Source organism: Streptomyces sp. MGP-P1 (genome assembly GCF_057766565.1).
Window position 1 is genome coordinate 282555 of the sequence record NZ_JBYMEM010000007.1, and the last position, 25150, is coordinate 307704.

At 71.9% G+C, this 25150-nt stretch carries 20 protein-coding genes and 1 other RNA gene; 18 read left to right on the forward strand and 3 right to left on the reverse strand.

What is annotated here, in order from left to right; translation table 11 throughout:
- Positions 1-191 precede the first annotated feature (191 nt).
- From AC3CH1_RS22930 to AC3CH1_RS22940, 3 genes are all read left to right on the forward strand, one after another.
- Entirely contained in the window at positions 192-1436 is a 1245-nt protein-coding gene (locus AC3CH1_RS22930) for a serine/threonine-protein kinase (RefSeq protein WP_488464651.1), read from the forward strand.
- Between the two features lie 114 nt (positions 1437-1550).
- Positions 1551-2657 (forward strand): peptide chain release factor 2, encoded by a 1107-nt coding sequence (gene prfB, locus AC3CH1_RS22935; RefSeq protein WP_488464652.1) that lies wholly within the window; start codon positions 1551-1553, stop codon positions 2655-2657.
- Between the two features lie 329 nt (positions 2658-2986).
- The gene (locus AC3CH1_RS22940) at positions 2987-3976 is read left to right on the forward strand and encodes an LPXTG cell wall anchor domain-containing protein (RefSeq protein WP_488464653.1); all 990 of its coding nucleotides are present in this window, start codon (positions 2987-2989) and stop codon (positions 3974-3976) included.
- A gap of 224 nt (positions 3977-4200) precedes the next feature.
- Here the strand turns inward: AC3CH1_RS22940 and AC3CH1_RS22945 are convergent, their stop codons facing one another.
- Positions 4201-4401: a hypothetical protein gene (locus AC3CH1_RS22945; protein ID WP_003968786.1), complete on the reverse strand. Its 201-nt coding sequence runs from the start codon at positions 4399-4401 to the stop codon at positions 4201-4203.
- A gap of 259 nt (positions 4402-4660) precedes the next feature.
- Here AC3CH1_RS22945 and ftsE point away from each other — a divergent pair, with 259 nt between their 5' ends.
- From ftsE to ssrA, 5 genes are all read left to right on the forward strand, one after another.
- Positions 4661-5350: a cell division ATP-binding protein FtsE gene (gene ftsE / locus AC3CH1_RS22950; RefSeq protein WP_003968787.1), complete on the forward strand. Its 690-nt coding sequence runs from the start codon at positions 4661-4663 to the stop codon at positions 5348-5350.
- A gap of 54 nt (positions 5351-5404) precedes the next feature.
- Positions 5405-6322 carry a permease-like cell division protein FtsX gene (gene ftsX / locus AC3CH1_RS22955; protein WP_488464654.1) on the forward strand — a complete coding sequence of 306 codons (918 nt, stop codon included), beginning with the start codon at positions 5405-5407 and terminating at the stop codon, positions 6320-6322.
- Positions 6323-6390: 68 nt separating this feature from the next.
- Entirely contained in the window at positions 6391-7578 is a 1188-nt protein-coding gene (locus AC3CH1_RS22960; protein WP_488464655.1) for a S41 family peptidase, read from the forward strand.
- 18 nt (positions 7579-7596) lie between these two features.
- On the forward strand, positions 7597-8085 hold the full coding sequence (gene smpB / locus AC3CH1_RS22965) for an SsrA-binding protein SmpB (protein ID WP_018958425.1): 489 nt from the start codon (positions 7597-7599) through the stop codon (positions 8083-8085).
- 119 nt (positions 8086-8204) lie between these two features.
- Positions 8205-8592: a transfer-messenger RNA gene (ssrA, locus tag AC3CH1_RS22970) on the forward strand.
- Positions 8593-8749: 157 nt separating this feature from the next.
- On the opposite strand, the gene AC3CH1_RS22975 is transcribed toward ssrA, so the two are convergent.
- Entirely contained in the window at positions 8750-10138 is a 1389-nt protein-coding gene (locus tag AC3CH1_RS22975) for an MFS transporter (RefSeq protein ID WP_488464656.1), read from the reverse strand.
- 260 nt (positions 10139-10398) lie between these two features.
- Between AC3CH1_RS22975 and AC3CH1_RS22980 the strand changes: the two genes are divergently transcribed.
- The 7 genes from AC3CH1_RS22980 (at position 10399) to AC3CH1_RS23010 (ending at position 19050) form a co-directional block, all read left to right on the forward strand.
- Entirely contained in the window at positions 10399-11370 is a 972-nt protein-coding gene (locus AC3CH1_RS22980) for a LysR family transcriptional regulator (RefSeq protein WP_488464657.1), read from the forward strand.
- A gap of 160 nt (positions 11371-11530) precedes the next feature.
- Complete coding sequence (locus AC3CH1_RS22985) at positions 11531-12208, forward strand: ribosomal eL19 family protein (protein ID WP_488464658.1); 678 nt, start codon at positions 11531-11533, stop codon at positions 12206-12208.
- Positions 12209-14431 (forward strand): bifunctional polysaccharide deacetylase/glycosyltransferase family 2 protein, encoded by a 2223-nt coding sequence (locus AC3CH1_RS22990; protein WP_488464659.1) that lies wholly within the window; start codon positions 12209-12211, stop codon positions 14429-14431. It abuts the gene before it with no gap.
- The gene (locus AC3CH1_RS22995) at positions 14428-15600 is read left to right on the forward strand and encodes an acyltransferase family protein (protein ID WP_488464660.1); all 1173 of its coding nucleotides are present in this window, start codon (positions 14428-14430) and stop codon (positions 15598-15600) included. Before AC3CH1_RS22990 ends, AC3CH1_RS22995 begins: the two co-directional genes overlap by 4 nt.
- Positions 15601-15757: 157 nt before the next feature.
- Positions 15758-17089, forward strand: a complete 1332-nt coding sequence (locus AC3CH1_RS23000) for a nitrate/nitrite transporter (protein WP_488464661.1) — start codon at positions 15758-15760, stop codon at positions 17087-17089.
- A gap of 163 nt (positions 17090-17252) precedes the next feature.
- Positions 17253-18395 carry a uroporphyrinogen-III synthase gene (locus AC3CH1_RS23005; protein WP_488464662.1) on the forward strand — a complete coding sequence of 381 codons (1143 nt, stop codon included), beginning with the start codon at positions 17253-17255 and terminating at the stop codon, positions 18393-18395.
- 91 nt (positions 18396-18486) lie between these two features.
- Entirely contained in the window at positions 18487-19050 is a 564-nt protein-coding gene (locus tag AC3CH1_RS23010) for a GNAT family N-acetyltransferase (protein ID WP_488464663.1), read from the forward strand.
- Here AC3CH1_RS23010 and AC3CH1_RS23015 read toward each other — a convergent pair.
- Positions 18983-19648 carry a GNAT family N-acetyltransferase gene (locus AC3CH1_RS23015; RefSeq protein ID WP_488466710.1) on the reverse strand — a complete coding sequence of 222 codons (666 nt, stop codon included), beginning with the start codon at positions 19646-19648 and terminating at the stop codon, positions 18983-18985. The two genes, AC3CH1_RS23010 and AC3CH1_RS23015, sit on opposite strands and share 68 nt — an antisense overlap.
- 145 nt (positions 19649-19793) lie before the next feature.
- Here AC3CH1_RS23015 and AC3CH1_RS23020 point away from each other — a divergent pair, with 145 nt between their 5' ends.
- The 3 genes from AC3CH1_RS23020 to AC3CH1_RS23030 all read left to right on the forward strand — a co-directional run bounded on the left by AC3CH1_RS23020 (position 19794) and on the right by AC3CH1_RS23030 (position 24856).
- Positions 19794-20432, forward strand: coding sequence for a CGNR zinc finger domain-containing protein (locus AC3CH1_RS23020; RefSeq protein ID WP_488464664.1), 639 nt, complete (start codon positions 19794-19796; stop codon positions 20430-20432).
- Positions 20433-20544: 112 nt separating this feature from the next.
- Complete coding sequence (locus AC3CH1_RS23025; RefSeq protein WP_488464665.1) at positions 20545-22926, forward strand: HelD family protein; 2382 nt, start codon at positions 20545-20547, stop codon at positions 22924-22926.
- Positions 22927-23419: 493 nt separating this feature from the next.
- Positions 23420-24856 (forward strand): NAD-dependent malic enzyme, encoded by a 1437-nt coding sequence (locus AC3CH1_RS23030; RefSeq protein ID WP_488464666.1) that lies wholly within the window; start codon positions 23420-23422, stop codon positions 24854-24856.
- The last annotated feature ends 294 nt before the right edge of the window (positions 24857-25150 follow it).

The following is a 25150-nucleotide window of genomic DNA, read 5'->3' on the forward strand; positions in this document are numbered from 1 at the left end:
TATCGGTCCGGCGAGGTCCGGCCCGTATCGGGCGGGCGCTGTCCGACCCGTAACCCTGTCCCTTTGTCGACTTCTCCGGGCCTATTTGGCCCGGAGAAGTGAAGGTCGGCGCCATCAAGGGCACGTGACACCCCGAACGCCGCGTAACTTTGTCGACCGGGGGTCCACCGCCAGCCGCTGAGGGAGCAGTCTTGGCACGGAATATCGGCAGCCGGTACACGGCCCACCAGATCCTGGGGCGCGGCAGCGCCGGCACGGTATGGCTCGGCGAAGGGCCCGAGGGCCCGGTCGCCATCAAGCTGCTCCGTGAGGACCTCGCGTCCGACCAGGAGCTCGTGGGCCGCTTCGTGCAGGAGCGCACAGCCCTGCTCGGACTCGTCCACCCGCACGTGGTCGCCGTCCGGGACCTCGTCGTGGACGGCAACGACCTGGCCCTGGTCATGACCCTCGTCCGCGGCACCGACCTGCGCACCCGCCTCGACCGCGAACGCCGCCTCGCCCCCGAGGCCGCCGTCGCGATCATCGCGGACGTCGCCGACGGGCTCGCCGCCGCGCACAAGGCCCACGTGGTGCACCGGGACGTCAAGCCGGAGAACATCCTGCTCGACATGGAGGGCCCGCTCGGCCCCGGCGGCGCGCACCCGGCCCTGCTCACCGACTTCGGCGTCGCCAAGCTGATCGACACCCCGCGCCGCACCAAGGCCACGAAGATCATCGGTACGCCGGACTACCTGGCCCCCGAGATCGTCGAGGGCCTCCCGCCGCGCGCCGCCGTCGACATCTACGCCCTGGCGACCGTGCTCTACGAGCTGCTCGCCGGCTTCACCCCCTTCGGCGGCGGCCACCCCGGCGCGGTCCTGCGCCGCCACGTCACCGAGACCGTCGTCCCGCTCCCCGGCATCCCCGAGGAGCTCTGGCAGCTCCTGGTCCAGTGCCTGGCCAAGGCCCCAGCCTCCCGGCTGCGCGCCTCGGAGCTCGCCGTACGGCTGCGCGACCTGCTGCCCCTGCTGGCGGGGATACCCCCGCTGGAGGTGGACGAGCCGGACCCGGAGGAGAACGACCAGCAGCCCGCCGCCTACGACGAGCAGCAGTACACCCCGGCCGCCGAGGAGCCCCGCCGCCGCGGCGCGGTCCCGCTGGTACCCGGCTCCGCTCCCGACTCCAACCGGGACACCCACACGAGCATGCGCGTCCCCGCCCCGGACGAGCTGGCGGGCGGCCCCCTCGGGACGGCCCGCGCCCCCCGCGCCCCGGGCAGGCCCCGGCCCGGCTCCGCCCGCAACAAGGCGGCGGCCGTCCGCAAGCGCCGCATCACCCTCGGTGTCGCCGCCCTCGCCGTCTGCGCGGCCGTCGTGGTCGGCGGGCTGCTGGTCGACGGCGACGACGGGGGTCAGGCGCCCCAGGACAGCGAGAACTCGGCGCCGGCGACCCCGTAGGAGACGTCGAAAGCCCCCTGGCAGAGCCGCCGGGAACCCTCGCCCCGGTCCGGGAACGGCAACCGGTTTCCGGGCGAGGGCAAGCTTCATCCGCCCAGCCGTTACGCTGGACCCGTGGCAGTCGTCGATATTTCCGAAGAGCTGAAGTCCCTCTCCTCGACCATGGGGTCGATCGAGGCCGTCCTGGACCTGGATGCGCTGAGGGCGGACATCGCCGCGCTCGAGGAGCAGGCTGCGGCGCCGTCCCTGTGGGACGACCCGGAGGCGGCCCAGAAGATCACCAGCAAGCTTTCCCACCTCCAGGCCGAGGTCCGCAAGGCCGAGACCCTGCGCGGCCGCATCGACGACCTCGAAGTCCTCTTCGAGCTCGCCGCCGACGAGGGCGACGCCGACGCCCAGGCGGAGGCCGAGACCGAGCTGGAGTCGGTGAAGAAGGCGCTGGACGAGATGGAGGTCCGCACGCTCCTCTCCGGCGAGTACGACGCGCGCGAGGCCCTGGTGACCATCCGGGCCGAGGCCGGCGGCGTCGACGCAGCCGACTTCGCCGAGAAGCTCCAGCGCATGTACATCCGCTGGGCCGAGCGGCACAACTACAAGACCGAGGTCTACGAGACCGCGTACGCGGAAGAGGCCGGCATCAAGTCGACCACCTTCGCCGTCCAGGTCCCGTACGCCTACGGCACGCTCTCCGTCGAGCAGGGCACTCACCGCCTGGTCCGTATCTCGCCCTTCGACAACCAGGGCCGGCGCCAGACGTCCTTCGCGGGCGTCGAGGTGCTCCCGGTCGTCGAGCAGACCGACCACATCGAGATCGACGAGTCCGAGCTGCGCGTGGACGTGTACCGCTCCTCGGGCCCCGGCGGACAGGGCGTCAACACCACGGACTCCGCGGTCCGTCTGACCCACCTGGCCACCGGCATCGTCGTCTCCTGCCAGAACGAGCGCTCACAGATCCAGAACAAGGCGTCCGCGATGAACGTCCTCCAGGCGAAGCTCCTCGAGCGCCGCCGCCAGGAGGAGCAGGCGAAGATGAACGCGCTCAAGGGCGACGGCGGCAACTCCTGGGGCAACCAGATGCGTTCGTACGTCCTGCACCCGTACCAGATGGTCAAGGACCTGCGTACGGAGTTCGAGATGGGCAACCCCGAAGCGGTCTTCAACGGCGAGATCGACGGCTTCGTCGAAGCGGGCATCCGCTGGCGCAAGCAGAGCGAGAAGTAGCCACGGCGGTACGGAGATCGGGCCCGGACAGGCGACTGTCCGGGCCCTCCTCCGTTGCGGAGGACCTGTGCCCGACGCGTCACAGTCCGGCTTCCGAATAACCGTCAAGAACCCCCATATGGGTGTCTAGCGCACGGAACGGCCTTGACGTAGTCCTTAACTCTGGCCAGGGTGCTAGAGCAGCATGCGTATGTCCGGGACGGGTGTGAACCGGGGGGCTGGCGGGGCGACCACGACACGACGTGGCCGTGCCGAGGCGATTCCCCGCAGGGCCGCGACCCGCATATGGCTGCTCCAATGACGAGATCGGCTACTGGGGGTAGCAACACATGACGAAGAAGACGCGTATGCGCGTCGCGCGGATCGCCGCTGGTGCGGTTATCGCCGCGGGTGCCTCGCTGACCGCGGCCGGTGCGGCGCAGGCGATCGGTATCGGCGTCGACACCGGCGTCGCCGATGTCGAGGTCCAGACGGGCCTGCTGGGCGGGGACGACGGCGGTGCCACCGAGGGCAACGAGAACCCGATCGGCGGCGCCGACGTCGGCGGTGGCGACCAGGGTGGTGCCATCGAGGGTGCCGTTGAGGGTGGCGACCAGGGTGGCGTTGAAGGCGCTGTCGAGGGTGGCGACCAGGGCGGCGTCGAGGGTGCCGTTGAGGGTGGCGACCAGGGTGGCGTCGAGGGTGCCGTTGAGGGTGGCGACCAGGGCGGCGTCGAGGGTGCCGTTGAGGGTGGCGACCAGGGCGGCGTCGAGGGCGCCGTTGAGGGTGGCGACCAGGGCGGCGTTGAAGGCGCTGTCGAGGGTGGCGACCAGGGCGGCTCCAGCAACAACGGTGGCTCGGGCAACAACGGTGGCTCCAGCAACAACGGCGGCTCCAGCAACAACGGCGGCTCCGGTAACAACGGTGGCTCCGGCAACAGCGGTGGCTCCGGCAACAACGGTGGCACCAGCACCTCTGGCACCGGCACCTCCGGTAGCTCCTCCGACGGCGGCTCCTCCGACGGCGGCTCCTCCGACGGCGGCTCCTCCGACGGTGGCTCGACGTCCGGCGGCGGTTCCGCGACCGGCGGCGGGTCCACCACCGGTGGCGACGACGCCGGCTGCACCGTCGACCTCGATGGCGCCGAGTGCACCGACAACACGGACACCGACAGCGTCGGCAACAAGCCGGTCGAGCAGAGCGAGGGCAAGGAAGAGCTCGCCGAGACCGGCGCGGCCGAGACGACCTTCCTGGTCATCGGCGCCGCGACGATGATCGCGGGCGGCATCGGCTTCCGTATCCTGCCCCGCCTGGTCGGCGGCGGTCGCACGGTCGCCTAGTCCCGCAACGGACCGCGGTGGACCGTACCGGCGCGTAGAGGGCGCAGGTGCGGTCCGGTCGCGGCCCCGACGCGACACGGCACGGCATGAAGGAGGGCCCGGAGGGCGTATGACGCCTCCCGGGCCCTTCTGTGCGCCCGAACCCGCTCAGGCGGCCGTACGCCTACGTCTGTCGGCCCCGAAGGGGCTGTGAGGGGCGACCCGGAGGGCCGTGCGGGGCCGGATCAGGCCGCTTGGTGCGCCAGCAGCGCGAGCGCGGTCAGCAGCACCACCATCAGGGCGATCAGCATGGCCGGGCTCATCCCGGCCAGCGGGCCCTGGCCCTGCTCCTCCAGCATCTGCTGCCGCACGGCACGGCAGACGCGGCACCGGCCCTCGCTGACGGGGGACGCGCAGTTCGCGCACACCAGTCGGTCATAGGTCATGCGCATTCCTCCTCCCGCGCGGCGGAGCCGCTTACCTGCTTCTCTCCGCACAACGCTCACGGAAACGCAACCGTTCCCCCCACCACTGTGCCAGCTCGCGACGATTTCGGCGCGGCCCGCCGGACAAGGTCCGGCACGACCCGTTTCGTTCCAGGCGCGGATCCGCCATAAAACGCCCATTGGCGGACGCCGCCTGCACGCGTGAGCCCGGTTCGCGTATGGTCACGCTCACCTACTCCCGGCCGACCGTGGTGCATCCGTGATCCGATTCGACAACGTCTCCAAGACCTACCCGAAGCAGACCCGACCGGCTCTGCGCGATGTCTCGTTGGACATCGAGAAGGGTGAGTTCGTCTTCCTGGTGGGGTCCTCCGGCTCCGGCAAGTCGACCTTCATGCGACTGATCCTGCGCGAGGAGCGCGCCAGCACGGGCATGGTCCATGTGCTCGGCAAGGATCTCGCACGGCTGTCCAACTGGAAGGTGCCGCAGATGCGCCGCCAGCTGGGGACGGTCTTCCAGGACTTCCGCCTGCTGCCCAACAAGACGGTCGCGGAGAACGTGGCCTTCGCGCAGGAGGTCATCGGCAAGCCCCGCGGTGAGATCCGCAAGGCCGTGCCCCAGGTCCTCGACCTCGTCGGCCTCGGCGGCAAGGAGGAGCGGATGCCCGGTGAGCTCTCCGGCGGTGAGCAGCAGCGCGTGGCCATCGCCCGCGCCTTCGTGAACCGCCCCATGCTGCTGATCGCGGACGAGCCGACCGGCAACCTCGACCCGCAGACCTCCGTCGGCATCATGAAGCTGCTGGATCGGATCAACCGGACCGGCACCACCGTGATCATGGCGACCCACGACCAGAACATCGTCGACCAGATGCGCAAGCGCGTCATCGAGCTCGAGCAGGGCCGTCTCGTACGCGACCAGGCACGCGGCGTCTACGGCTACCAGCACTGACCGAGGGGCTCCGGCCCCTCGTGCACTTCGAGCATCGAGTACTGAAAGGACGCCATGCGCGCCCAGTTCGTCCTGTCGGAGATCGGCGTCGGTCTCCGCCGCAACCTCACGATGACCTTCGCGGTCGTGGTCTCCGTCGCCCTCTCGCTCGCCCTGTTCGGCGGTGCGCTGCTGATGCGCGAGCAGGTCAGCACGATGAAGGACTACTGGTACGACAAGGTCAACGTCTCGATCTTCCTCTGCAACAAGAACGACGCCAAGGACATGCCCAAGTGCGCCAAGGGGGCTGTCACCAAGGAGCAGAAGGACCAGATCAAGGTCGACCTGGAGAAGATGGACGCCGTCGAGACGGTCCACTTCGAGACGGTCGACGAGGCGTACAAGCACTACCAGGAGCAGTTCGGCGACTCCCCGATGGCGGGCAACATCACGCCCGACCAGATGCAGGAGTCCTTCCGGGTCAAGCTGGAGGACCCGCAGAAGTACAAGGTCGTCGCGACGGCCTTCGCCGGGCGGGACGGGGTGCAGTCCGTCCAGGACCAGCGGTCCATCCTGGACCAGCTCTTCGAGCTGATGAACGGCATGAACGCCGTCGCGGTCTACGTAATGATCCTGATGCTGGTCATCGCGCTGATCCTGATCGTCAACACCGTGCGCGTCTCCGCGTTCAGCCGGAGACGTGAAACGGGCATCATGCGCCTCGTCGGAGCCTCCGGCTTCTACATCCAGGCCCCCTTCATCATGGAGGCGGCCGTCGCCGGCCTCATCGGCGGCGTACTGGCCTGCGCCATGCTGCTCGGCGGACGGTACTTCCTGATCGACGGCGGCCTCGCGCTCCAGGAGAAGCTGAACCTGATCAACTTCATCGGCTGGGACGCGGTCCTCACCAAGCTCCCGCTGGTGCTCGCGATCGGTCTGCTGATGCCCGCCATCGCCGCTCTGTTCGCGCTGCGCAAGTACCTGAAGGTGTGACATGTGCCCCCTGGGGCGCGCGGGCGAGTGCCCGTGCGCCCCAGGGGGCTTGTCCTAGACTCGGCGCCATGTCGGGTTGTTCGCACCGCTTCCGGCCCCGCGGCCTACGCCGCGGGGCGGCCCTGACATTGGTCTTCGGGTGCGCTCTCGCCACCGCCGCCGCGACCGGTTCGCTGCCGCAGGACCCCGATTCGGGCTCCGGTACGCAGACCCGTGCCGTCTCCTCCACCGTCGCCCCGGTGGACCGCGACGAGATCGAGGACGCCGCCGCCGAGGCCGCGGCGGACGGGAAGTCCGTGAAGGACGCCGCGGAGGAGGTCGTCAGCCGTAGTGGCGATCGCTGGGGCGCGGTCTACGACGAGCGGGAGTACGAGGAGTTCGAGCAGGCGCTGGACGGCTCCTACACCGGTGTCGGGCTCTCCGCCCGTCGCACCGACCGCGGCCAGGTCACCGTGTCCCGCGTGCAGGCCGGCGGTCCCGCCGACCGGGCCGGCATCCGCGCCGGCGACCTGCTGCGCACCCTGGACGGCCGCGCGGTCGGCAAGCGCCCCGTCGCGGAGGTCGTCGCGTTGCTGCGCGGCGACGGTACGGGGGCGGCGGAGGGCAGCCGGGTGGAGCTCGGCCTGGTGCGGGAGGGCAGGGGCTGGACCGAGACCCTCCGGCGGGCCCGGCTGACCACCGAGGCGGTCACCGTGCGGCGGCTGGGGGCCGAGCCGTCGTCGGCGGTCCTGATCAAGGTCGCCGCGTTCACCAAGGGCGCCGGGGCCGAGGTCGGGGAAGCGGTCCGTGAGGCTCCCGACGGGGCCGGGATACTGCTCGACCTGCGCGCCAACTCCGGCGGACTCGTCACCGAGGCCGTCGTCGCCGCCTCCGCCTTCCTGGACGGCGGCCTGGTCGCCACGTACGACGTACGCGGGGAGCAGCAGGCCCTGTACGCCGATCCGGGCGGTGACACGGACCGCCCGCTCGTCGTCCTGGTCGACGGCGGCACGATGAGCGCCGCCGAGCTGTTGACCGGTGCGCTCCAGGACCGGGGCCGCGCGGTCACCGTCGGCTCGCCCACCTTCGGCAAGGGCTCCGTGCAGATGCCCAGCGAGCTTCCGGGCGGTTCGGTGGCCGAGCTGACCGTCGGCCACTACCGCACGCCGACCGGCCGGAACGTCGACGGCAGGGGCATCACACCCGACCTCGTGGTGGGGGAGAGGGCCCAGCAGCGGGCCGAGACGGTATTGAGTGGCCTCGGGGGTGGGTCGTAGTGCGAAAATGACCGCACTATGGCGAAGGAAAAAGACACCGGGCGCAAGATGATCGCGCAGAACAAGAAGGCGCGGCACGACTACACGATCCTCGACACCTACGAGTGCGGCCTCGTCCTCATGGGTACGGAGGTCAAGTCCCTGCGCATGGGACGGGCCTCCCTGGTCGACGGCTTCGTCCAGATCGACGACCACGAGGCCTGGCTCCACAACATCCACGTACCCGAGTACGTCCAGGGCACCTGGACCAACCACACGGCCAAGCGGAAGCGGAAGCTGCTGCTGCACCGGGCCGAGATCGACAAGCTGGAGTCGAAGTCGCAGGAGAGCGGCCACACGATCGTGCCGCTCGCGCTGTACTTCAAGGACGGCCGGGTCAAGGTCGAGATCGCGCTCGCGAAGGGCAAGAAGGAGTACGACAAGCGGCAGACGCTCCGCGAGAAGCAGGACACGCGGGAGACGAACCGCGCCATCTCGGCGGCCCGCCGGCGGCAGCGCAGCGCCTGAGCGGGGCCTGTCCCGGCGGGGCCGGCGGCCGGGCAGGAATACAGTGGCATCGTCCGGCGTTGGTCACGTACGATGGGCCGTGCACCTCAGCGAAGGTGCGCGTTTTGAAAAATCAACATGGGGATGATCGGTTTCGACAGCGGATGTCGAAGCAGGGGAAGCGAGTCGAGGAAGCGGCAATGATCTCGTAAACCATATGTCGCAAACAATAATCGCCAATTCCAAGCGCGATTCCTCCGCCTTCGCCCTCGCTGCCTAATTAGCAGCTAAGCGAAGACTCTGCGGAGTGTCAGCCCGGGGGTGGTCCCGACCCGGATCCTGGCATCAACTAGGGATCTAAACTTCTCGGCCCGGCCACGGGGCCGAGAAGGAAATCAAACAGTGGCTGGGCCTGTCGGAGGCTTGTTCGCGTGACCTCCGGGGCCGAGAAAAGCGCAGCGAACTGCACTCGGAGAAGCCCTGGTTCCGCACCGTTGGACGCGGGTTCGATTCCCGCCATCTCCACCACCCCATGTAAGCCTCCGCCCCGCGAGTTCACTCGCGGGGCGGAGGCTTTTTTCATGCAGGCTTTTTCATGCAGGCTTTTTTTCCTGCCCGGCGACCCGTGCCCGGCGACCCGTGCCCGGCGCCCGTCGTGCCCGCTCTTCGCTCGTCTCGCCCCTCGTCATGCCGTACGGCCCCCTCGCCGCACCGCCGTCCCCGCGCCCGCGGCGACCAGGGCGAGGGCCGCCGCCGACATCGGGGCCGCGTAACCGGTGACCGTGCCCGCGTGCTCGACCAGCCAGCCGCCGGCCGCCGCCCCGGCCGCGATGCCTCCGAGCAGCGCGGTCACCGCGAGCGTCATGCCCTCGTTCAACTGCTCCGGGCGCGTGGACCGCTGGACCAGCGTCATGCCCGTGACCATCGTCGGCGCGGTCGCCGCCCCCGCCACCAGCAGGCAGAGCGCCAGGACCGGCAGGGAGGCGGAGCCGGTGGCGGCCAGCAGCGGCAGGGACATCAGCGCCGTCATCCCGGCCAGGCACAGCAGCAGCCTGAGGCGGACGTTCCGGGCGGGTCGCAGCGCACCGTAGACCAGGCCCGCCACGCACGACCCGGCCGCCTGGAGCGCCAGGATCGCGCCCCCGGCATGCGCGATGGAGACCACCTCCAGCGCCCCGAACACCGCCCCCGTGGCGAGGAAGACCGCCAGCAGCGCGGGCATCCCCGGCGTCCGCAGGGGCGAGGCCACGGTTTTCGTACGGGGGGTGACGGGCGGTTCCGTGGCGCGCTGGGCGGCGAAGACCAGGACGCCGCTCATCAGGAGCACCGCCCCCACGAGGGTGCCCGCCACGGGAAACAGCGCCCCGCAGAGCGTCGCGGCGAGCACCGGGCCCAGCATGAAGCACAGCTCGTCGGCGGCCTGTTCGAAGGAGTTCGCGGTGTGCAGGGCCGCCGGGTCGCCCCGGTGCAGATGCGCCCAGCGGGCCCGCGACATCCCACCCGTGTTCGGGGTCGTCGCCGTCGCGGCGTACGCGGCGAACAGCGTCCAGGCCGGGGCCTCGTAGTGCACGCAGAGAACCAGGGCCAGCGACCCCAGCACGGCGAGCGCGGTGGCGGGCACCGCGATCCGCGCCTGCCCGAAGCGGTCCACGAGCCGGGCGGTGAAGGGCGCGACGACCGCCGTCGCGGCCAGCCCGGTCGCGGTGACGGCCCCGGCCAGGGCGTACGACCCCCGGGACCCGGCGATCATGATGACCGCGCTGACGCTGAACATCCCCATCGGCAGCCGGGCGATCAGGTTGCCCGCCGTGAACGCCCGCGCCCCGGGCGTGGCCAGCAGCCGGAGGTACGGGTTCGACGACCGCCGGCGCCCGGCTCCCCCGGTCCGCCCGGCTCCCCCGGTCCGCCAGTCACCTCCGGTCCTCCCGGGCTCGGAGCGAGGGGCGGCGACCAACTGGCCGCCGGCGACGGCGAGCAGGGGAGTGCACGGCGGTGCGACGGCCCGGTCCGGGCGGCCGACGGGAACGGGCCGGGCAGCGGCGAGCGGGCGGGGGGACGGGCCGGTTCGGGGCATGACCGCCCGGCGGGACGGGACCGGCGGGGGAACGGACTCCGGGTGGGGAACAGTCGCCGGGCGGGGAGCGGACCGCGGGTGGGAAACGGACTTCGGCAGGGGAGTGGACTCCGGCCGGGGAGCGGGCTCCTGGCGGGCGGCGGTGGGCGATATCGGCATACGGACAGGCTGACCGCGGACCGCCGCCCGGGTCCAACACCTTCTCCGCGCCGATTCACCCGTCTGTGTTGTGAATGTTTCCCGCGCGGTAGATTCGCGCTGTGCCTCCCGCCGACATCGACCCCCGTCTCCTGCGCGCGTTCCTCGCCGTCGCCGACGAACTGCACTTCACCCGGGCCGCCGCCCGCCTCTTCGTCGCGCAGCAGGCGCTGAGCCGGGACGTCCGGCGGTTGGAGCGCGAGCTGGGCGCCGAGCTGTTCGTCCGTACGACCCGGCAGGTCGCGCTCACCCCGGACGGGGAACGTCTGCTTCCGTACGCCCGCCGGGTGCTCGACGCGCACGCCGAACTGTCCGGGGCCTTCAGCGGGGCGCCCGCCCGGCCGCTGCTCGTCGACCTGAACAGCGACGGCGCGACCGCCGCCCGGGTGCTGGCGCGCGCCCGCGAACTGCTGCCGGAGTGCGAGCTGATGGCCCGCTTCGAGTCCGGCCTCACCTGGGCCGCCGGCGAGATCCTGGCCGGCCGGCTCGACGCCTCCTTCGGCCGGGCCGCCGGGCTGGCCCCCGCGGTGCGCGCGGGACTTTCCGTGCATCCCGTGCGGTACGAGCCGATGGCCCTGATGCTCCCCGTCTCCCACCCCCTCGCCGACCGGGAGGTCGTCGCCCTGGCCGAGCTGGCCGGAGAGACCGTCTACGCGGGGGCCGGCAACGAGCGGACACGGGAGTGGACGGACCTCGCGACGCTGCTGTTCGCCGAGTGGGGCATCACCATGGCCCCGCCCGTTCCGCTCGCCGTGGGTGTGGCCGAATTTCAGCGGGTCATGTCGAAGGGTGGGCACCCCGTGCTCGCCGTCGTCGACTTCCCGACGCTGCCCGGAACGGTGCTGCGCCCGCTCGTCGAACCGATTCCGCTTTCGCCGCTGGCGCTGGTCTGGCGCAAGGGTCTGAACCACCCCGGCGTGGATGCGCTGCGGAGCGCTGCTGACCAGTTGGCCCTTGCTGAAGGGTGGATGGTCCCGCCCCCCGGATCCTGGCTTCCCGAGGGCGATCGGTCACTGATGCGCAACCATTCCTGATCAACTCCGTTCAGGGGCGGTTGGGCGTCAACGTCGTGCGCTACATTCATCGTCCGGGTGCAGGAAGGTCGGGTTCGTGGACGGGTGGGGGCTCAGTCCAACAGTAAAGAACCAGTCATTTTCGTGCGCCTGATTCTGAGTGGGGGATGGGGCTGCACCTGTGGACGATTGGCGCGAAGGCCGGAGAACCTGGCACACGCACGAGCCCGACGACGCGACGATCCAGCTCGACGGGCTGGGCCGTCAGCTCGCCGAACTGCCCGGCGAACCCTCCCCGCCGGACGGCACCGACGGTCCCGTGTTCGTGGACGAGAGCGGTCGCCGCGGCAAGACCTTCCGCCGCCTCGGCTGGGTCCTGGCCTCGGTCTGCGTCGCCTACGCCGTGACCCTGGTCCTCGCCCTCCTCGGCGGCAACTCCCGTGCCCCCTGGCTGCCCCTGTCCGAGACCGGGGGGAAGGCGGAGGCGGAGCGGGCCGAGGAGGTCCCCGTGCCCGACGACACCGTCGGCGGCCCGTCCGAGGACGCCCCGGAGCCAGGGCCCAGCGCCTCGGGCCCCGCGGCGACCGAGGCGTCCGGCCCGCCCGCCGACGCGACCCCGTCGGCCACCTCCGTACTGGTGCCCGCCAAATCGGCCGGCGCCCCCTCCGCGTCGGTCTCCGCCGACCCGTCCCGTACGACCGGTACGGGCGGCGGCACGGAACCGGACCCCACGGCCTCGACCGCCGAGCCAACGGTCGACCCCTCGCCGCCGCCCCCCGCCCCGGAGCCGTCCGACCCGACGACGACCGCTCCCGCCGAGACTCCCGACCAGCCGGTGCAAGAAGAGAGCGCCCCGTAGATGAACTCCCCCGCCACGCGGGGCAGGAACGGCAGATCGAGGCGTGCGCCACGCGGCCGGAGCCGGTACAGGCTCCCCATGCGCTACCTCCTGCCGACGACGTTTCTCGTCGCCCTGCTCGCGATGCTGATGCTGCGCGGATACGTGCACAACGAGATCCTCGCCGACCACCGGGTCCACGGCGCCGACCGCACCACCCAGGTGCCCGACGACGTCCTCTCCGGAGGTCCCGTCATCGACGCCCGCTCCGGAGACGCGAAGACCCTGCGCGTACCCGACCGCCGGATCGTCCTGACCTTCGACGACGGCCCGGACCCGGTCTGGACGCCGAAGGTGCTCGACAAGCTGAAGGAGTACGACGCCCACGGCGTCTTCTTCGTCACCGGCAACATGGCCGCCCGGTACCCCGGACTGGTCGAGCGGATGGTCGCCGAGGGGCACGAGATCGGGCTGCACACCTTCAACCACCCCGACCTCTCCTACCAGTCCACCGAACGCATCGACTGGGAGCTGTCGCAGAACCAGTTGGCGCTGGCGGGCGCGGCGGGCATCCGCACCTCGCTCTTCCGGCCGCCGTACTCCTCCTTCTCGTACGCCATGGACAACACGTCCTGGCCGGTCACGGAGTACATCGGCAGCCGCGGCTACCTCACCGTCGTCAACGACACCGACAGCGAGGACTGGAAGCGCCCCGGGGTCCGCGCCATCGTCGAGCGGGCCACGCCGAAGGACGGCAAGGGCGCGATCATCCTGATGCACGACTCCGGCGGCGACCGCTCGCAGACCGTGGCCGCGCTCGACACCCTGCTGCCGGACCTGGGGGAGCGGGGCTACACCTTCACCCGGCTCACCACCGCCCTCGACGCCCCCAGCGCGCACACCCCGGTCACCGGGTTCGCGCTGTGGAAGGGCAAGGCGTTCGTCGCCGCCGTCGCCGTGTCCGAGCGGATCACCGGCGTCCTGGTCGTCGGCCTGGCCGTCATCGGCGTCCTCGTCCTCGTCCGCTTCGGGCTGATGCTGCTGCTGTCCTTCCTGCACGCCCGCAAGGTCCGCCGCAGGAACTTCGGCTGGGGTCCGCCCGTCACCCGCCCGGTCACCGTCCTGGTCCCCGCGTACAACGAACGCGCGTGCATCGAGGCGACCGTGCGCTCCCTGGCCGCCAGTGAGCACAGGATCGAGATCATCGTCATCGACGACGGTTCGACGGACGGCACCGCCGACCTCGTCGAGGCGTTGCGGCTGCCCCGCGTACGGGTCGTGCGCCAGCGGAACGCGGGCAAACCCGCCGCCCTCAACAACGGCATCCGGCACGCCCGTTACGACATCGTCGTGATGATGGACGGCGACACCGTCTTTGAACCGTCCACCGTCCGCGAGCTGGTCCAGCCCTTCGGGGACCCCCGGGTCGGAGCCGTCGCGGGCAACGCCAAGGTCGGCAACCGCGACTCCCTCATCGGCGCCTGGCAGCACATCGAGTACGTGATGGGCTTCAACCTGGACCGCCGGATGTACGACGTCCTCGGCTGCATGCCCACCATCCCCGGGGCTGTCGGCGCGTTCCGCCGCGAGGCCCTGGACCGGGTCGGCGGAATGAGCGAGGACACCCTCGCCGAGGACACCGACGTCACCATGGCCCTGCACCGGGACGGCTGGCGCGTGGTCTACGCGGAGAACGCCCGCGCCTGGACCGAGGCCCCGGAGTCCGTGCAGCAGCTGTGGTCGCAGCGCTACCGGTGGAGTTACGGCACCATGCAGGCCATCTGGAAGCACCGTCGCGCGGTCATCGAACGCGGGCCCTCGGGCCGCTTCGGACGGGTCGGGCTGCCGTTCGTCTCCCTCTTCATGGTGCTCGCCCCGCTGCTGGCCCCCCTGATCGACGTGTTCCTGCTGTACGGGCTGGTCTTCGGCCCCACCGGCAAGACCGTCGCCGCGTGGTTCGGCGTCCTGGTCGTCCAGGCGGTCTGCGCCGCCTACGCGTTCCGGCTGGACAAGGAGCGCATGACGCACCTGATCTCGCTGCCGCTCCAGCAGATCCTCTACCGCCAGCTCATGTACGTCGTGCTGCTCCAGTCCTGGATCACCGCGCTCACCGGCGGCCGGCTGCGCTGGCAGAAGCTGCGGCGCACGGGCGCGGTGGAGGCTCCCGGCGGCTCGTCCGGTCGGCGGCCCGCCGAGACCGGGGCCGTCAGCGCCGGCAGCCCGGACCGAAGGCCCTACGGATGACCGCCCCGCCCCTGCCGATGACCGTCCCCCCGGACCACGCGGTCCCGCCGCCGCCCGCCCCCGTGAAACCGGCCCGCGACCGGTACTTCGACCTGCTGCGGGCCCTCGCCCTCTTCCGCGTGGTCCTCTACCACCTGACCGGCTGGGCCTGGCTGCCCGTCGTCTTCCCGTCGATGGGCGTCATGTTCGCCCTCGCCGGGACGCTGATGGCGCGCTCGCTGAAGCGCCCCGCCGCCCAGGTGATCCGGGGCCGCGTCCGCCGGCTCCTGCCGCCGCTGTGGCTGCTCGGCGCGATCGGCGTCACCGGCATGGCCGCCCAGGGCTGGGGCCCGGACGCCGAGGGCCACCCGGGCTGGTGGTGGCAGCACCTCCTGTACTGGGTGCTGCCGCTCAGCGATCCGCCGTACGCGTACGACGTGGCGGGCATCGACGGATTCCTCGGCGCGAGCTGGCCCGAGGAGCTGGCCGGGCCGCTCTGGTACATCCGGGCCTACCTGTGGTTCGTCCTGCTCTCCCCGCTGATCCTGCGCGGCCTGCGCAGGCTGCCCCGGCCGACGCTGCTCGCGCCGCTCGCCCTGGCCGTCGTCATGCGGCTGGAGCTGTTCTCCACCACCGAACGCCTCGACTCCACGATCACCGACTTCTCCACGTTCGGCGCCTGCTGGGCCCTCGGCATGGCCCACCAGGAAGGCGTCCTGAAACGGCTGCCCGCCTACGTCGTGCCGTCGATCGCCCCGCTCCTCGCGGGCGCGGGGCTGTGGTGGGCGAACCACGAGGGCTTCCGCGGCGGCTTCGACCTGGACTCCATCCCGCTCGCCCAGGCCCTGTGGTCCCTCGGCTGCGTCCTGCTCCTGCTGCACCTCAGCCCCACCTGGACCGCGTGGCCGAAGCGACTGCGCCCCTTCGACCGGCCCATCACCTGGCTCAACTCGCGGGCGGTGACCGTCTACCTCTGGCACAACGTCTGCATCCTGACGGCCGCCACGCTCTACGACCGTCTCTGGTCCGTGGACGCCCTCGGCGAGAACGTGCCCTGGCTGCTGGAGAGCTGGGTGCCCGTGCTGCTGATCGCCTGGGCCCTCATCGCGCTCTGCGTCCTCGCCTTCGGCTGGGCCGAGGACGTCGCCGCCAAGCGCCGGCCGCGGCTCTGGCCGGACGGCAGGCGGTAGCGGACACCGCATCTCACCGGGCCGGGAGGGGGCCGGTGAGAGCAAGGTTGCCCACCGGTCACCTCACGGCACCACGCCGAAACGCGGGCTCCCTAGCGTCGGGACGACACCCCGAAGCGACGGGGACACCACCCCGACCCCCCTGTGGAGGCGCGTGATGGCAGGCCGTTGGATCGAGACCTGGGAGCCGGAGGACGAGACGTTCTGGCGGGAGAAGGGCGAACGCGTCGCCCGCCGCAACCTGTGGCTCTCCGTGCTCTCCGAGCACATCGGATTCTCCATCTGGACCCTCTGGTCGGTGATGGTCCTGTTCATGGGACCGGAGTACGGCATCGACCCGGCCGGGAAGTTCTTCCTCATCTCGACCGCCACCCTCGTCGGCGCCCTGGTGCGGGTGCCGTACACCTTCGCGGTCGCCCGGTTCGGCGGCCGCAACTGGACGGTCTTCAGCGCGGTGAGCCTGCTCGTCCCGACCCTGGCCGCGTTCTGGGTGATGGAGCCCGGCACCTCGTACGCCACCTTCGTCGCGGTCGCGGCGCTCACCGGGATCGGCGGCGGCAACTTCGCCTCGTCGATGACCAACATCAACGCCTTCTTCCCGCTGCGCGAGAAGGGCTGGGCACTCGGCCTGAACGCGGGCGGCGGCAACATCGGCGTCCCCGTCGTCCAGCTCGTCGGCCTGCTCGTCATCGGCACGCTGGGGGCCTCGCACCCCCGGATCGTCCTCGGCGTGTACCTCCCGCTGATCGTCCTGGCCGCCGTCTGCGCCGCCCTGTACATGGACAACCTCCGGCCCGTGAGGAACGACACCGGGGCCGCGCTGGAAGCCGTCCGCGACCCGCACACCTGGATCATGGCGGTCCTCTACATCGGCACCTTCGGCTCGTTCATCGGCTACAGCTTCGCCTTCGGCCTGGTGCTCCAGACCCAGTTCGGCCGGACCCCGCTCCAGGCCGCCTCGCTCACCTTCATCGGCCCGCTGCTGGGCTCCCTGATCCGGCCCGTCGGAGGCCGGCTCGCCGACCGGTACGGCGGCGCGCGCATCACCCTGGCCACCTTCGCCGCGATGGCCGCCGCCACCGGCGTCGTCATCCAGGCCTCGGGGAACGCCTCGCTGCCCGTCTTCCTCACCGGCTTCACCGCCCTGTTCGTCCTGACGGGCCTCGGCAACGGATCGACGTACAAGATGATCCCCGGCATCTTCCACGCCAAGGCCCTCGCCAGAGGGCTCGACGCGGAGGCCGCCGCCGCCCACGGACGACGGCTGTCCGGCGCGGCCATGGGCCTCATCGGGGCCGTCGGCGCGCTCGGCGGCCTGGCCATCAACCTCGCGTTCCGCCAGTCCTTCCAGGCCTCCGGCGCCGGAACCGCGGCCTTCTGGTCCTTCCTCGCCTTCTACGGGGTGTGCTTCACCCTCACCTGGGCGGTATACCTTCGCCGCCCGGCGCCCGTGCCCACCCGGGGCCGGCTCGGCTACGCGAAGGTGTAGGCCCTGCCCCCTGGAGCGAGCACGGGACGGCATGACGACATCCTGACGTCGTACGACGTAACGGCCGGGAAATACGGGGGAACCGAGCCTGTCACGCATCGTTGACAGTCTCGGACCTTCGCACCTCGCGTACCAGCGGAACCACGGGAGCCGGGAACACGCCATGCAGGACGACGACACAAGCCACGGCCCCCTCGCGGGCTTCACCGTCGGGGTGACCGCCGCCCGCCGCGCCGAGGAGCTCGCCACCCTCCTCAAACGCCGCGGGGCCGCCGTCCTGCACGCCCCCGCCCTGCGGATCGTGCAGCTCGCCGACGACAGCGAACTCCTCGCCGCCACCAATCAGTTGATCGGCCACGCGCCCGACGTGGCGGTCGCCACCACCGCCATCGGTTTCCGCGGCTGGATCGAGGCGGCCGACGGCTGGGGCGTCGGCGACGCCCTGCTGAAGACGTTGAGCGGGGTCGAACTCCTCGCCCGGGGCCCCAAGGTCAAGGGCGCCATCCGGGCCGCCGGGCTGACCGAGGCCTGGTCGCCCGGGTCCGAATCGATGGCCGAGGTCCTCGACCGGCTCCTCGCCGAAGGCGTCGCCGGCCGCCGGATCGCCCTCCAGCTGCACGGCGAACCGCTGCCCGGCTTCGTCGAGTCCCTCAACGCGGCGGGCGCCGACGTCGTCGTCGTCCCCGTCTACCGCTGGATGCCCCCGCAGGACCTCGCCCCGCTCGACCGGATGCTCGACGTCACGGCCGCCCGGGGCCTGGACGCGATCACCTTCACCAGCGCCCCCGCCGCCGCCTCGTTCCTGGACCGCGCCGAGACCCGCGGAGTGCTCCCGGAGGTCCTCGGCGCCCTGCGCGACGACGTGCTGGTCGCCTGCGTCGGACCGGTCACCGCGCTCCCGCTCCAGGCCCGGGGCATCGACACCCTCCAGCCGGAACGCTTCCGGCTCGGCCCCCTCGTCCAGCTGATGTGCGCCCGGCTCCCGCTCGCCGCCCGCACCCTGCCCGTGGCCGGCCACCGGGTCGAGATCCGGGGCCACGCCGTCCTGGTCGACGACGAGCTGCGCGCGGTGCCGCCCGCGGGCATGGCCCTCCTGCACGCGCTGGCCCGCCGCCCCGGCTGGGTGGTGGCCCGCGCCGACCTGCTGCGGGTCCTGCCGGGCAGCGGCAGCGACGAGCACGCGGTGGAGACCGCGATGGCCCGGCTGCGCACGGCGCTGGGCGTGCCCCGGCTGATCCAGACGGTCGTCAAGCGCGGCTACCGGCTGGCGCTGGACCCGGCGGCGGACACGAAGTACGACCGCTGAGACGCCCGCTGCCGAGGGCCTGGAGCGGAGCCGTACGTCCACCGGGGGCCCGGAGCGTCACCGACGGCGGGGCAGCGCCTAGCGTGACCGGATGACCGATCACCTCCACCGGATCGCCCCGGACGTGGCCTTCCGCCCCGTCGCGATCACCGACGCGCCCGCGTTCGCCGCTGCCCTCACCCGCAACCGCGCGTACATGCGCCGCTGGGAACCCGTCCGCCCCGAGGCCTTCTACACCGTCGAGGGCCAGACCGCCCGGCTCACCGCCCTGCTCGCCGACCGGGACGCCGGGCGGTCCATGGCCTGGGCGCTCGCGGACGACGACGGCCGGGTGATCGGCGGCTTCACGCTCTCCGGCGTCGAGCGGGGCCCTTACCGCAACGCCCGCCTCGGCTACTGGGTCGACGCGGACCACGCCGGACGCGGTCTCGCCACCGCCGCCGTCGGCGCGGTCTGCGACGCCGCCCGCGACCGGCTGGGCCTGCACCGCGTCGAGGCGGCGACCGTCACCGACAACGCCCCTTCCCAACGGGTGCTCGCCAAAGCCGGGTTCGAGCGGATCGGCACCGCGCCGGGCTATCTGCACATCAACGGCCGCTGGCGCGACCACCACCTGTTCCAGCGGCTTCTGCACGACGACCCGCCGGCGGGATGAGCGCCGCCGAGGGAGCCTCGCGCGCATGCACATGGCCGTCCAGCGGATAGTCGGGCGGCAGCGCCGGGATCACCCGCGCCAGCGCGTAACCGCACTTCTCCGCCACCCTGCACGAGGCCCCGTTGTCCACCTGGTGAAGCAACTCCAGCCTGGTCAGCCCCCGTTCGGCGAACTCCGGGAACGCCCAGTCGGTCAGCGCAGTCAGGGCCCGTGACGCCACGCCCCGGCCGCGCGCCGCCGCCGTCGTCCAGTAACCCACCTCCGCGCGGCCGTTGCCCGGATCCGGCCGCTTCAGCACGATGTTGCCGAGCGGTTCGCCGTGACGGAAGCCGTGCCCGCCGCCCTGCCGGATGCCGGGCACGGCTTCCGTCACGGCTTCCGTCACGGCGAAGGCGAAGCGGGTGCCCGTCGCCCACCCCCTGCGCTGCGCCTCCAGCCAGGCCGCCGCCCCGTCCGCCCCGGAGACCTGGGTGGCCAGCCACCGCCGCATCGCCGGATCCTCGTACGCCGCCAGCAGCGCGGGCAGGTCCTCCTCGCGCCACCGGCGCAGCCGCAGCCCGCCGGGGCCGAGCACGGCGCTCCCTTCCCGGTGGTCCATGGGTGTCTCCCCGTCGTGATCCATGACCGCCACGGTACGGGGGCGGGTCCCGCACCGGCACGGCGTCGGGGGTTCCGGCCGGGCCCGGACCGGGGCACTCTGGGGGGTGGCCGTTCGACCGGTGACCCAAGGCGGTGACAGGAGCATGGCAGCGGGCAGGGGTGCGCGGATGTGGCGGTTCGACACGGGCCGGATCTGCCTCGACCTGGTGGCCACGGAGCCGGCGGGCGGGGCGCCCGGGGGCTGCGAACAGCTCGACGGGCCCGCGCGTCTTGCCCGGTGGCTGGCCGACGCCCGGCTCGTCCCGCCGGGCACCGTACTGACGGCGTTGGACGACACCTGGGTGGCCCGCTTCCACGAGCTGCGCTCCGCCGTCAGCCGCCTGGTGGCAGCCCAGCTCGGCGGTCCCGAGGCCGACGGGGCGCTGGAGCGGGTCAACTCCCTGGCCTCCGGAGCGCCTCCGGGGCCCCGGGCGGTGCGCGGTGCGGACGGCGGCCTGGTGCGGGCCCTGAGCACGGCGCCCGACTGCGCGGGGCTCCTCGCCGTCGTCGCCCGGGACGCCGTGGACCTGCTCACCGACCCGGCCGCGCGGGCGGCCCTGCGCCGCTGCCAGGGTGAGGACTGCCACCGGCTCTACCTGGACACCTCGCGGGGCGGACGGCGCCGCTGGTGCTCCGGCGAGGTGTGCGGCAACCGCGAACGGGTCGCCCGCCACCGGCGCAGGACCATGGAGGCGGCCGCCGGGCGCGCTCCGGCGAAGGAAATTCCGCCCGGCGTCGAGTGAACCGGGCCCCCGCCCGACGCGACGCGCGATCGTCCCCGGTCGACAGGTGCGCTCGGGGCCCCCTTCGCTATAGGGTTGACGGCTGCCCAGTGCACGTCAGAAGGGGGCCTCGGTGGCCGCGCAGGATGCCGCTGTCGAATCGCTGCGGGACCGGGAAATCGGTGTCGAGCAGAAGCATCTCGACCGTGTTTATCACCGCCTCGAAGAGAAGATCCACGAGGCGGAATTTCTTATGAACGACGCCGTCAAGCGCGGCCAGGTCGGTACCCCCGGCGCGCTCGCGGAGCGGGACGCCCAGGTGTTCCGGGCCGGGATCCACCTCAACCGGCTGAACAGCGAGTTCGAGGACTTCCTCTTCGGGAGGATCGACCTGCTGCTCGGCAAGGACGGGGAGCGCGGCCCGGACGGCGCGTTCACCTCCGTCGAGCCGGCCGACGACACCGTACGGGAGGACGCCACAGCCGATATCGCGGAGACGCTCCACATCGGCCGGATCGGGGTCCTGGACTCCGACTACGCGCCGCTGGTGATCGACTGGCGCGCCCCGGCCGCCGCGCCGTTCTACCGCTCCACCCCGAAGGAGCCGGGCCGCGTCGTACGCCGCCGGGTCATCCGCTCCAAGGGCCGCAAGGTCCTCGGGGTCGAGGACGACCTGATGCGCCCGGAGCTGACGGCGTTCCTGGACGGCGAGAAGCTGCCGGTGATCGGGGACGGCGCGCTGATGGCGGCGCTCGGCCAGGCCCGCAGCCACACCATGCGGGACATCGTCTCCTCCATCCAGGCCGAACAGGACCTGGTCATCCGGGCCCCCGCCGCCTCCGTCACCGAGGTCACCGGCGGCCCCGGCACCGGCAAGACCGCGGTCGCCCTGCACCGGGCGGCGTATCTGCTCTACCAGGACCGGCGGCGGTACGCGGGCGGCATCCTGATCGTCTCGCCCACCCCGCTCCTCGTCGCGTACACCGAAGGGGTGCTGCCCTCGCTCGGCGAGGAGGGCCAGGTCGCGATCCGCGCGGTCGGCTCGCTGTCCGACGACGCGGCGGGCCTCCAGGGCGCGACGACGTACGACGAACCGGCGGTGGCCCGGATCAAGGGCTCCTCCCGGATGCTCCACGTGCTGCGCAAGGCCGCCCGGGGAGCGCTGGAACAGGGCCGGCCGCCGGCCCCGCGGGAGGAGGCGGGTCAGCTCTCCTTCGGCGAGGAGCCCGAGCAGAGCGGCGCGGCGACGACCCCGGGCCGGCTGCGCGTCGTCGCCTTCGGGGCCCGGGTCGAGCTGGAGGCCGACGAGCTCCAGCGCATCCGGCACAACGCCCTGGGCGGCACCGCCCCGGTCAATCTGCTGCGCCCGCGCGCCCGCAAGCTGCTGCTGGACGCCCTGTGGAGCAAGTCCTCCGGACGCGGCCGGTACACCGACCCGCAGCTGGTGGCGGAGCTGCGCTCGTCGTTCGACGAGGACGTCTCCACCGAGACCCCGTTCCTGGAGTTCCTCGACGCCTGGTGGCCCGAACTGACGCCGCGCCGGGTGCTGGCCGCGATGGCCGACGAGCGACGCCTCGGCCGCTGGTCCCGGCGCATCCTCAACCAGGGCGAGGTGCGCCGCCTGGCCCGGTCGCTGAAGCGCCTCGACGCGGACGGCGGCGGTCCGCTCTCCGTCCACGACGTGGCGCTCCTGGACGAGCTCCAGGCGCTGCTCGGCACCCCGAACCGGCCCCGCCGCAAGCGCGAGGCGGACCCTCTGGACCAGCTCACCGGTCTGGAGGAGCTGATGCCGCAGCGCGAGGAGACCCAGTGGGAGCGGGCCGAGCGGCTCGCGGCGGAGCGCACCGAGTACGCGCACGTCATCGTCGACGAGGCGCAGGACCTCACGCCGATGCAGTGGCGCATGGTCGGCCGCCGGGGCCGCCACGCCACCTGGACGATCGTCGGCGACCCGGCCCAGTCCTCCTGGTCCGACCCGGACGAGGCGGGCGCCGCCCGCGACGAGGCGCTCGGCTCCCGGCCGCGCCGCCGCTTCACCCTCACCGTCAACTACCGCAACCCGGCGGAGATCGCGGAGCTTGCCGCGAAGGTGCTGGCGCTGGCGATGCCCGGCATGGAGTCCCCGGCGGCGGTCCGCTCGACCGGGGTGGTGCCCCGCTTCGAGCCGGTACGCGAAGGGGACCTGGCCGGCACGGTCCGCGAGGAGGCCGCGCGGCTGCTCGCGGAGGTGGACGGCACGGTCGGCGTGGTCGTCGCGATGAACCGGCGCGCCCAGGCCCGCGAGTGGCTCGCGGAGCTGGGGGAGCGGGTGGTGGCGCTGGGCAGCCTGGAGGCCAAGGGACTGGAGTACGACGCCACGGTGGTCGTCTCGCCCGCGGAGATCGCGGACGAGTCCCCGGCCGGTCTGCGGGTGCTGTACGTGGCGCTGACCCGGGCGACCCAGCAGCTCACGGTGGTCTCGGGGGAGCGGGACATGCCGGACGAGGACGGGGTGCCGGACCTGTTGAGGGACTGACGCCGAAGGAGCTCGGCGAGTCAACCCGGCGCGCGGGAATCACTTCTCGGGGGTCTTTGTTACCTTGGTAGTGGCACCGGCTCGATCCAAGCCCCCGGGCCCAACCTTCGTCGCTTCGAGCGACCACTTGCCGCGAGGCGAGCATGGCGGGTCGGTGCCACCCAAGCGAAGAAGACAGACCCGCGTCACCTGCTGGTGGCGCGGGTCTGTTCTTGTTTTCCCGTGCTCCGCTCCCGCTTCCCGGCGGGCTCTTTCCCTCTTTCCCGGGGCCCGTTTCCCGGGCTCCGTTCCCTGTTCCACGGGCCGTCCGGCCGGTTGGGGTGCCGTTGGGGGTTCCGCCGAACGGGTAGTTTCTCGTATGGTGGAAACTACTTTCCGAAAGACGGCAGTCATTACCGGCTACCCGCCGGTAGGTGCGACGATCGGGGAGCGTGTCCGGAACGCGGGTTCCGGATGTGCGGCAATGAAGCTAAGGAAAGCGAAGGACTCGGCCATGGCAACGGCGCCCAGCGTCTCGTACTCGATGACGGTCAGGCTGGAGGTGCCCGCGAGCGGCACCGCGGTCTCCCAGCTCACCACGGCCGTGGAGTCCTCCGGGGGCTCGGTCACCGGCCTCGACGTGACCGCCTCAGGTCACGAGATGCTGCGGATCGACGTCACCATCGCCGCCAGCTCGACCTCGCACGCGGACGAGATCGTCGAAGGTCTGCGCGACATCGTGGGTGTCACGCTGGGCAAGGTCTCCGACCGTACGTTCCTGATGCACCTCGGCGGCAAGATCGAGATGGCGTCCAAGCACCCCATCCGCAACCGTGACGACCTGTCGATGATCTACACCCCCGGCGTCGCCCGGGTCTGCATGGCCATCGCCGAGAACCCCGAGGACGCGCGCCGCCTCACCATCAAGCGCAACTCCGTCGCAGTTGTGACGGACGGCTCCGCGGTGCTCGGCCTCGGCAACATCGGGCCGATGGCCGCGCTGCCCGTCATGGAGGGCAAGGCGGCCCTCTTCAAGCGCTTCGCCGGCATCGACGCCTGGCCGATCTGCCTGGACACCCAGGACACCGACGAGATCGTCGCCATCGTCAAGGCGATCGCCCCCGGCTTCGCGGGCATCAACCTGGAGGACATCTCCGCGCCGCGCTGCTTCGAGATCGAGGCCCGGCTGCGCGAGGCCCTCGACATCCCCGTCTTCCACGACGACCAGCACGGCACCGCGATCGTCGTGCTGGCCGCACTCACCAACGCCCTGCGCGTGGTGGGCAAGAACATCGGGGACGTACGGGTCGTCATGTCCGGCGCGGGAGCGGCCGGCACGGCCATCCTGAAGCTGCTCATCGCCGCCGGCGTCAAGCACGCCGTCGTCGCCGACATCCACGGTGTGGTGCACGCCGGACGCGAGGACCTGGTCGCGGCCGACCCCGACTCCCCGCTGCGCTGGATCGCCGACAACACCAACCCGGAGGGGGCCACCGGCACCCTCAAGGAGGCCGTGGCCGGTGCCGACGTCTTCATCGGCGTCTCCGCCCCGAACGTGCTGAACGGCGACGACGTCGCCGCGATGGCGGACGGCGCGATCGTGTTCGCGCTCGCGAACCCGGACCCCGAGGTCGACCCGGCGGTCGCCCGTCGGACGGCGGCGGTCGTCGCCACCGGCCGTTCGGACTTCCCCAACCAGATCAACAACGTGCTGGTCTTCCCGGGTGTCTTCCGCGGCCTGCTGGACGCTCAGTCCCGCACCGTCAACACGGAGATGATGCTCGCCGCGGCCGGCGCGCTGGCCGACGTGGTCGCCGAGGACGAGATCAACGCGAACTACATCATCCCCTCGGTCTTCAACGACAAGGTGGCGGGCGCGGTCGCCGGAGCCGTCCGGGCCGCCGCGAAGGCCGCCGCGGGCACCGGAACAGCTCCCTCCGCATCCGTCTGACCCCACTGTTTCAGGAGCCCCTCACGGGGCACTCGCAAGACACCCCGGGCCGCACCCGCCCGCGCCGTACGGCGCGTCGCGGGTCGCGGCGCCCCAAACGCCCCTTTAGGGTGGGCGGGCAGTGGGCCCTGCGGGGCCCGGCATCCGCTGCGGTCCGCTCGGCCAAGTCGACGGAGCGTCACCACGAGCGAACCGTGGCGCTTTTCATTGACCCCGAAGGGTTCCGGATTGGCTTTCCCGCCGCTGGTGGGGGCAGGATGCGTAATCGGGCGAGAGGGTCTGACATCAGACCCG

Excerpts from the sequence above, each read along its gene's own strand:
- AC3CH1_RS22960 (WP_488464655.1), top strand. The coding sequence starts at position 6,391 with ATGTCGGGTTGTTCGCACCGCTTCCGGCCCCGCGGCCTACGCCGCGGG.
- AC3CH1_RS22940 (WP_488464653.1), top strand. The coding sequence starts at position 2,987 with ATGACGAAGAAGACGCGTATGCGCGTCGCGCGGATCGCCGCTGGTGCG.
- smpB (WP_018958425.1), top strand. The coding sequence starts at position 7,597 with ATGGCGAAGGAAAAAGACACCGGGCGCAAGATGATCGCGCAGAACAAG.
- AC3CH1_RS22990 (WP_488464659.1), top strand. The coding sequence starts at position 12,209 with ATGAACTCCCCCGCCACGCGGGGCAGGAACGGCAGATCGAGGCGTGCG.
- AC3CH1_RS22945 (WP_003968786.1), bottom strand. The coding sequence starts at position 4,401 with ATGACCTATGACCGACTGGTGTGCGCGAACTGCGCGTCCCCCGTCAGC.
- AC3CH1_RS23010 (WP_488464663.1), top strand. The coding sequence starts at position 18,487 with ATGACCGATCACCTCCACCGGATCGCCCCGGACGTGGCCTTCCGCCCC.
- AC3CH1_RS23000 (WP_488464661.1), top strand. The coding sequence starts at position 15,758 with ATGGCAGGCCGTTGGATCGAGACCTGGGAGCCGGAGGACGAGACGTTC.
- AC3CH1_RS23030 (WP_488464666.1), top strand. The coding sequence starts at position 23,420 with ATGGCAACGGCGCCCAGCGTCTCGTACTCGATGACGGTCAGGCTGGAG.
- AC3CH1_RS23020 (WP_488464664.1), top strand. The coding sequence starts at position 19,794 with ATGGCAGCGGGCAGGGGTGCGCGGATGTGGCGGTTCGACACGGGCCGG.
- AC3CH1_RS23005 (WP_488464662.1), top strand. The coding sequence starts at position 17,253 with ATGCAGGACGACGACACAAGCCACGGCCCCCTCGCGGGCTTCACCGTC.
- ftsX (WP_488464654.1), top strand. The coding sequence starts at position 5,405 with ATGCGCGCCCAGTTCGTCCTGTCGGAGATCGGCGTCGGTCTCCGCCGC.
- AC3CH1_RS23015 (WP_488466710.1), bottom strand. The coding sequence starts at position 19,648 with ATGGACCACCGGGAAGGGAGCGCCGTGCTCGGCCCCGGCGGGCTGCGG.
- AC3CH1_RS22975 (WP_488464656.1), bottom strand. The coding sequence starts at position 10,138 with ATGCCCCGAACCGGCCCGTCCCCCCGCCCGCTCGCCGCTGCCCGGCCC.
- AC3CH1_RS22995 (WP_488464660.1), top strand. The coding sequence starts at position 14,428 with ATGACCGCCCCGCCCCTGCCGATGACCGTCCCCCCGGACCACGCGGTC.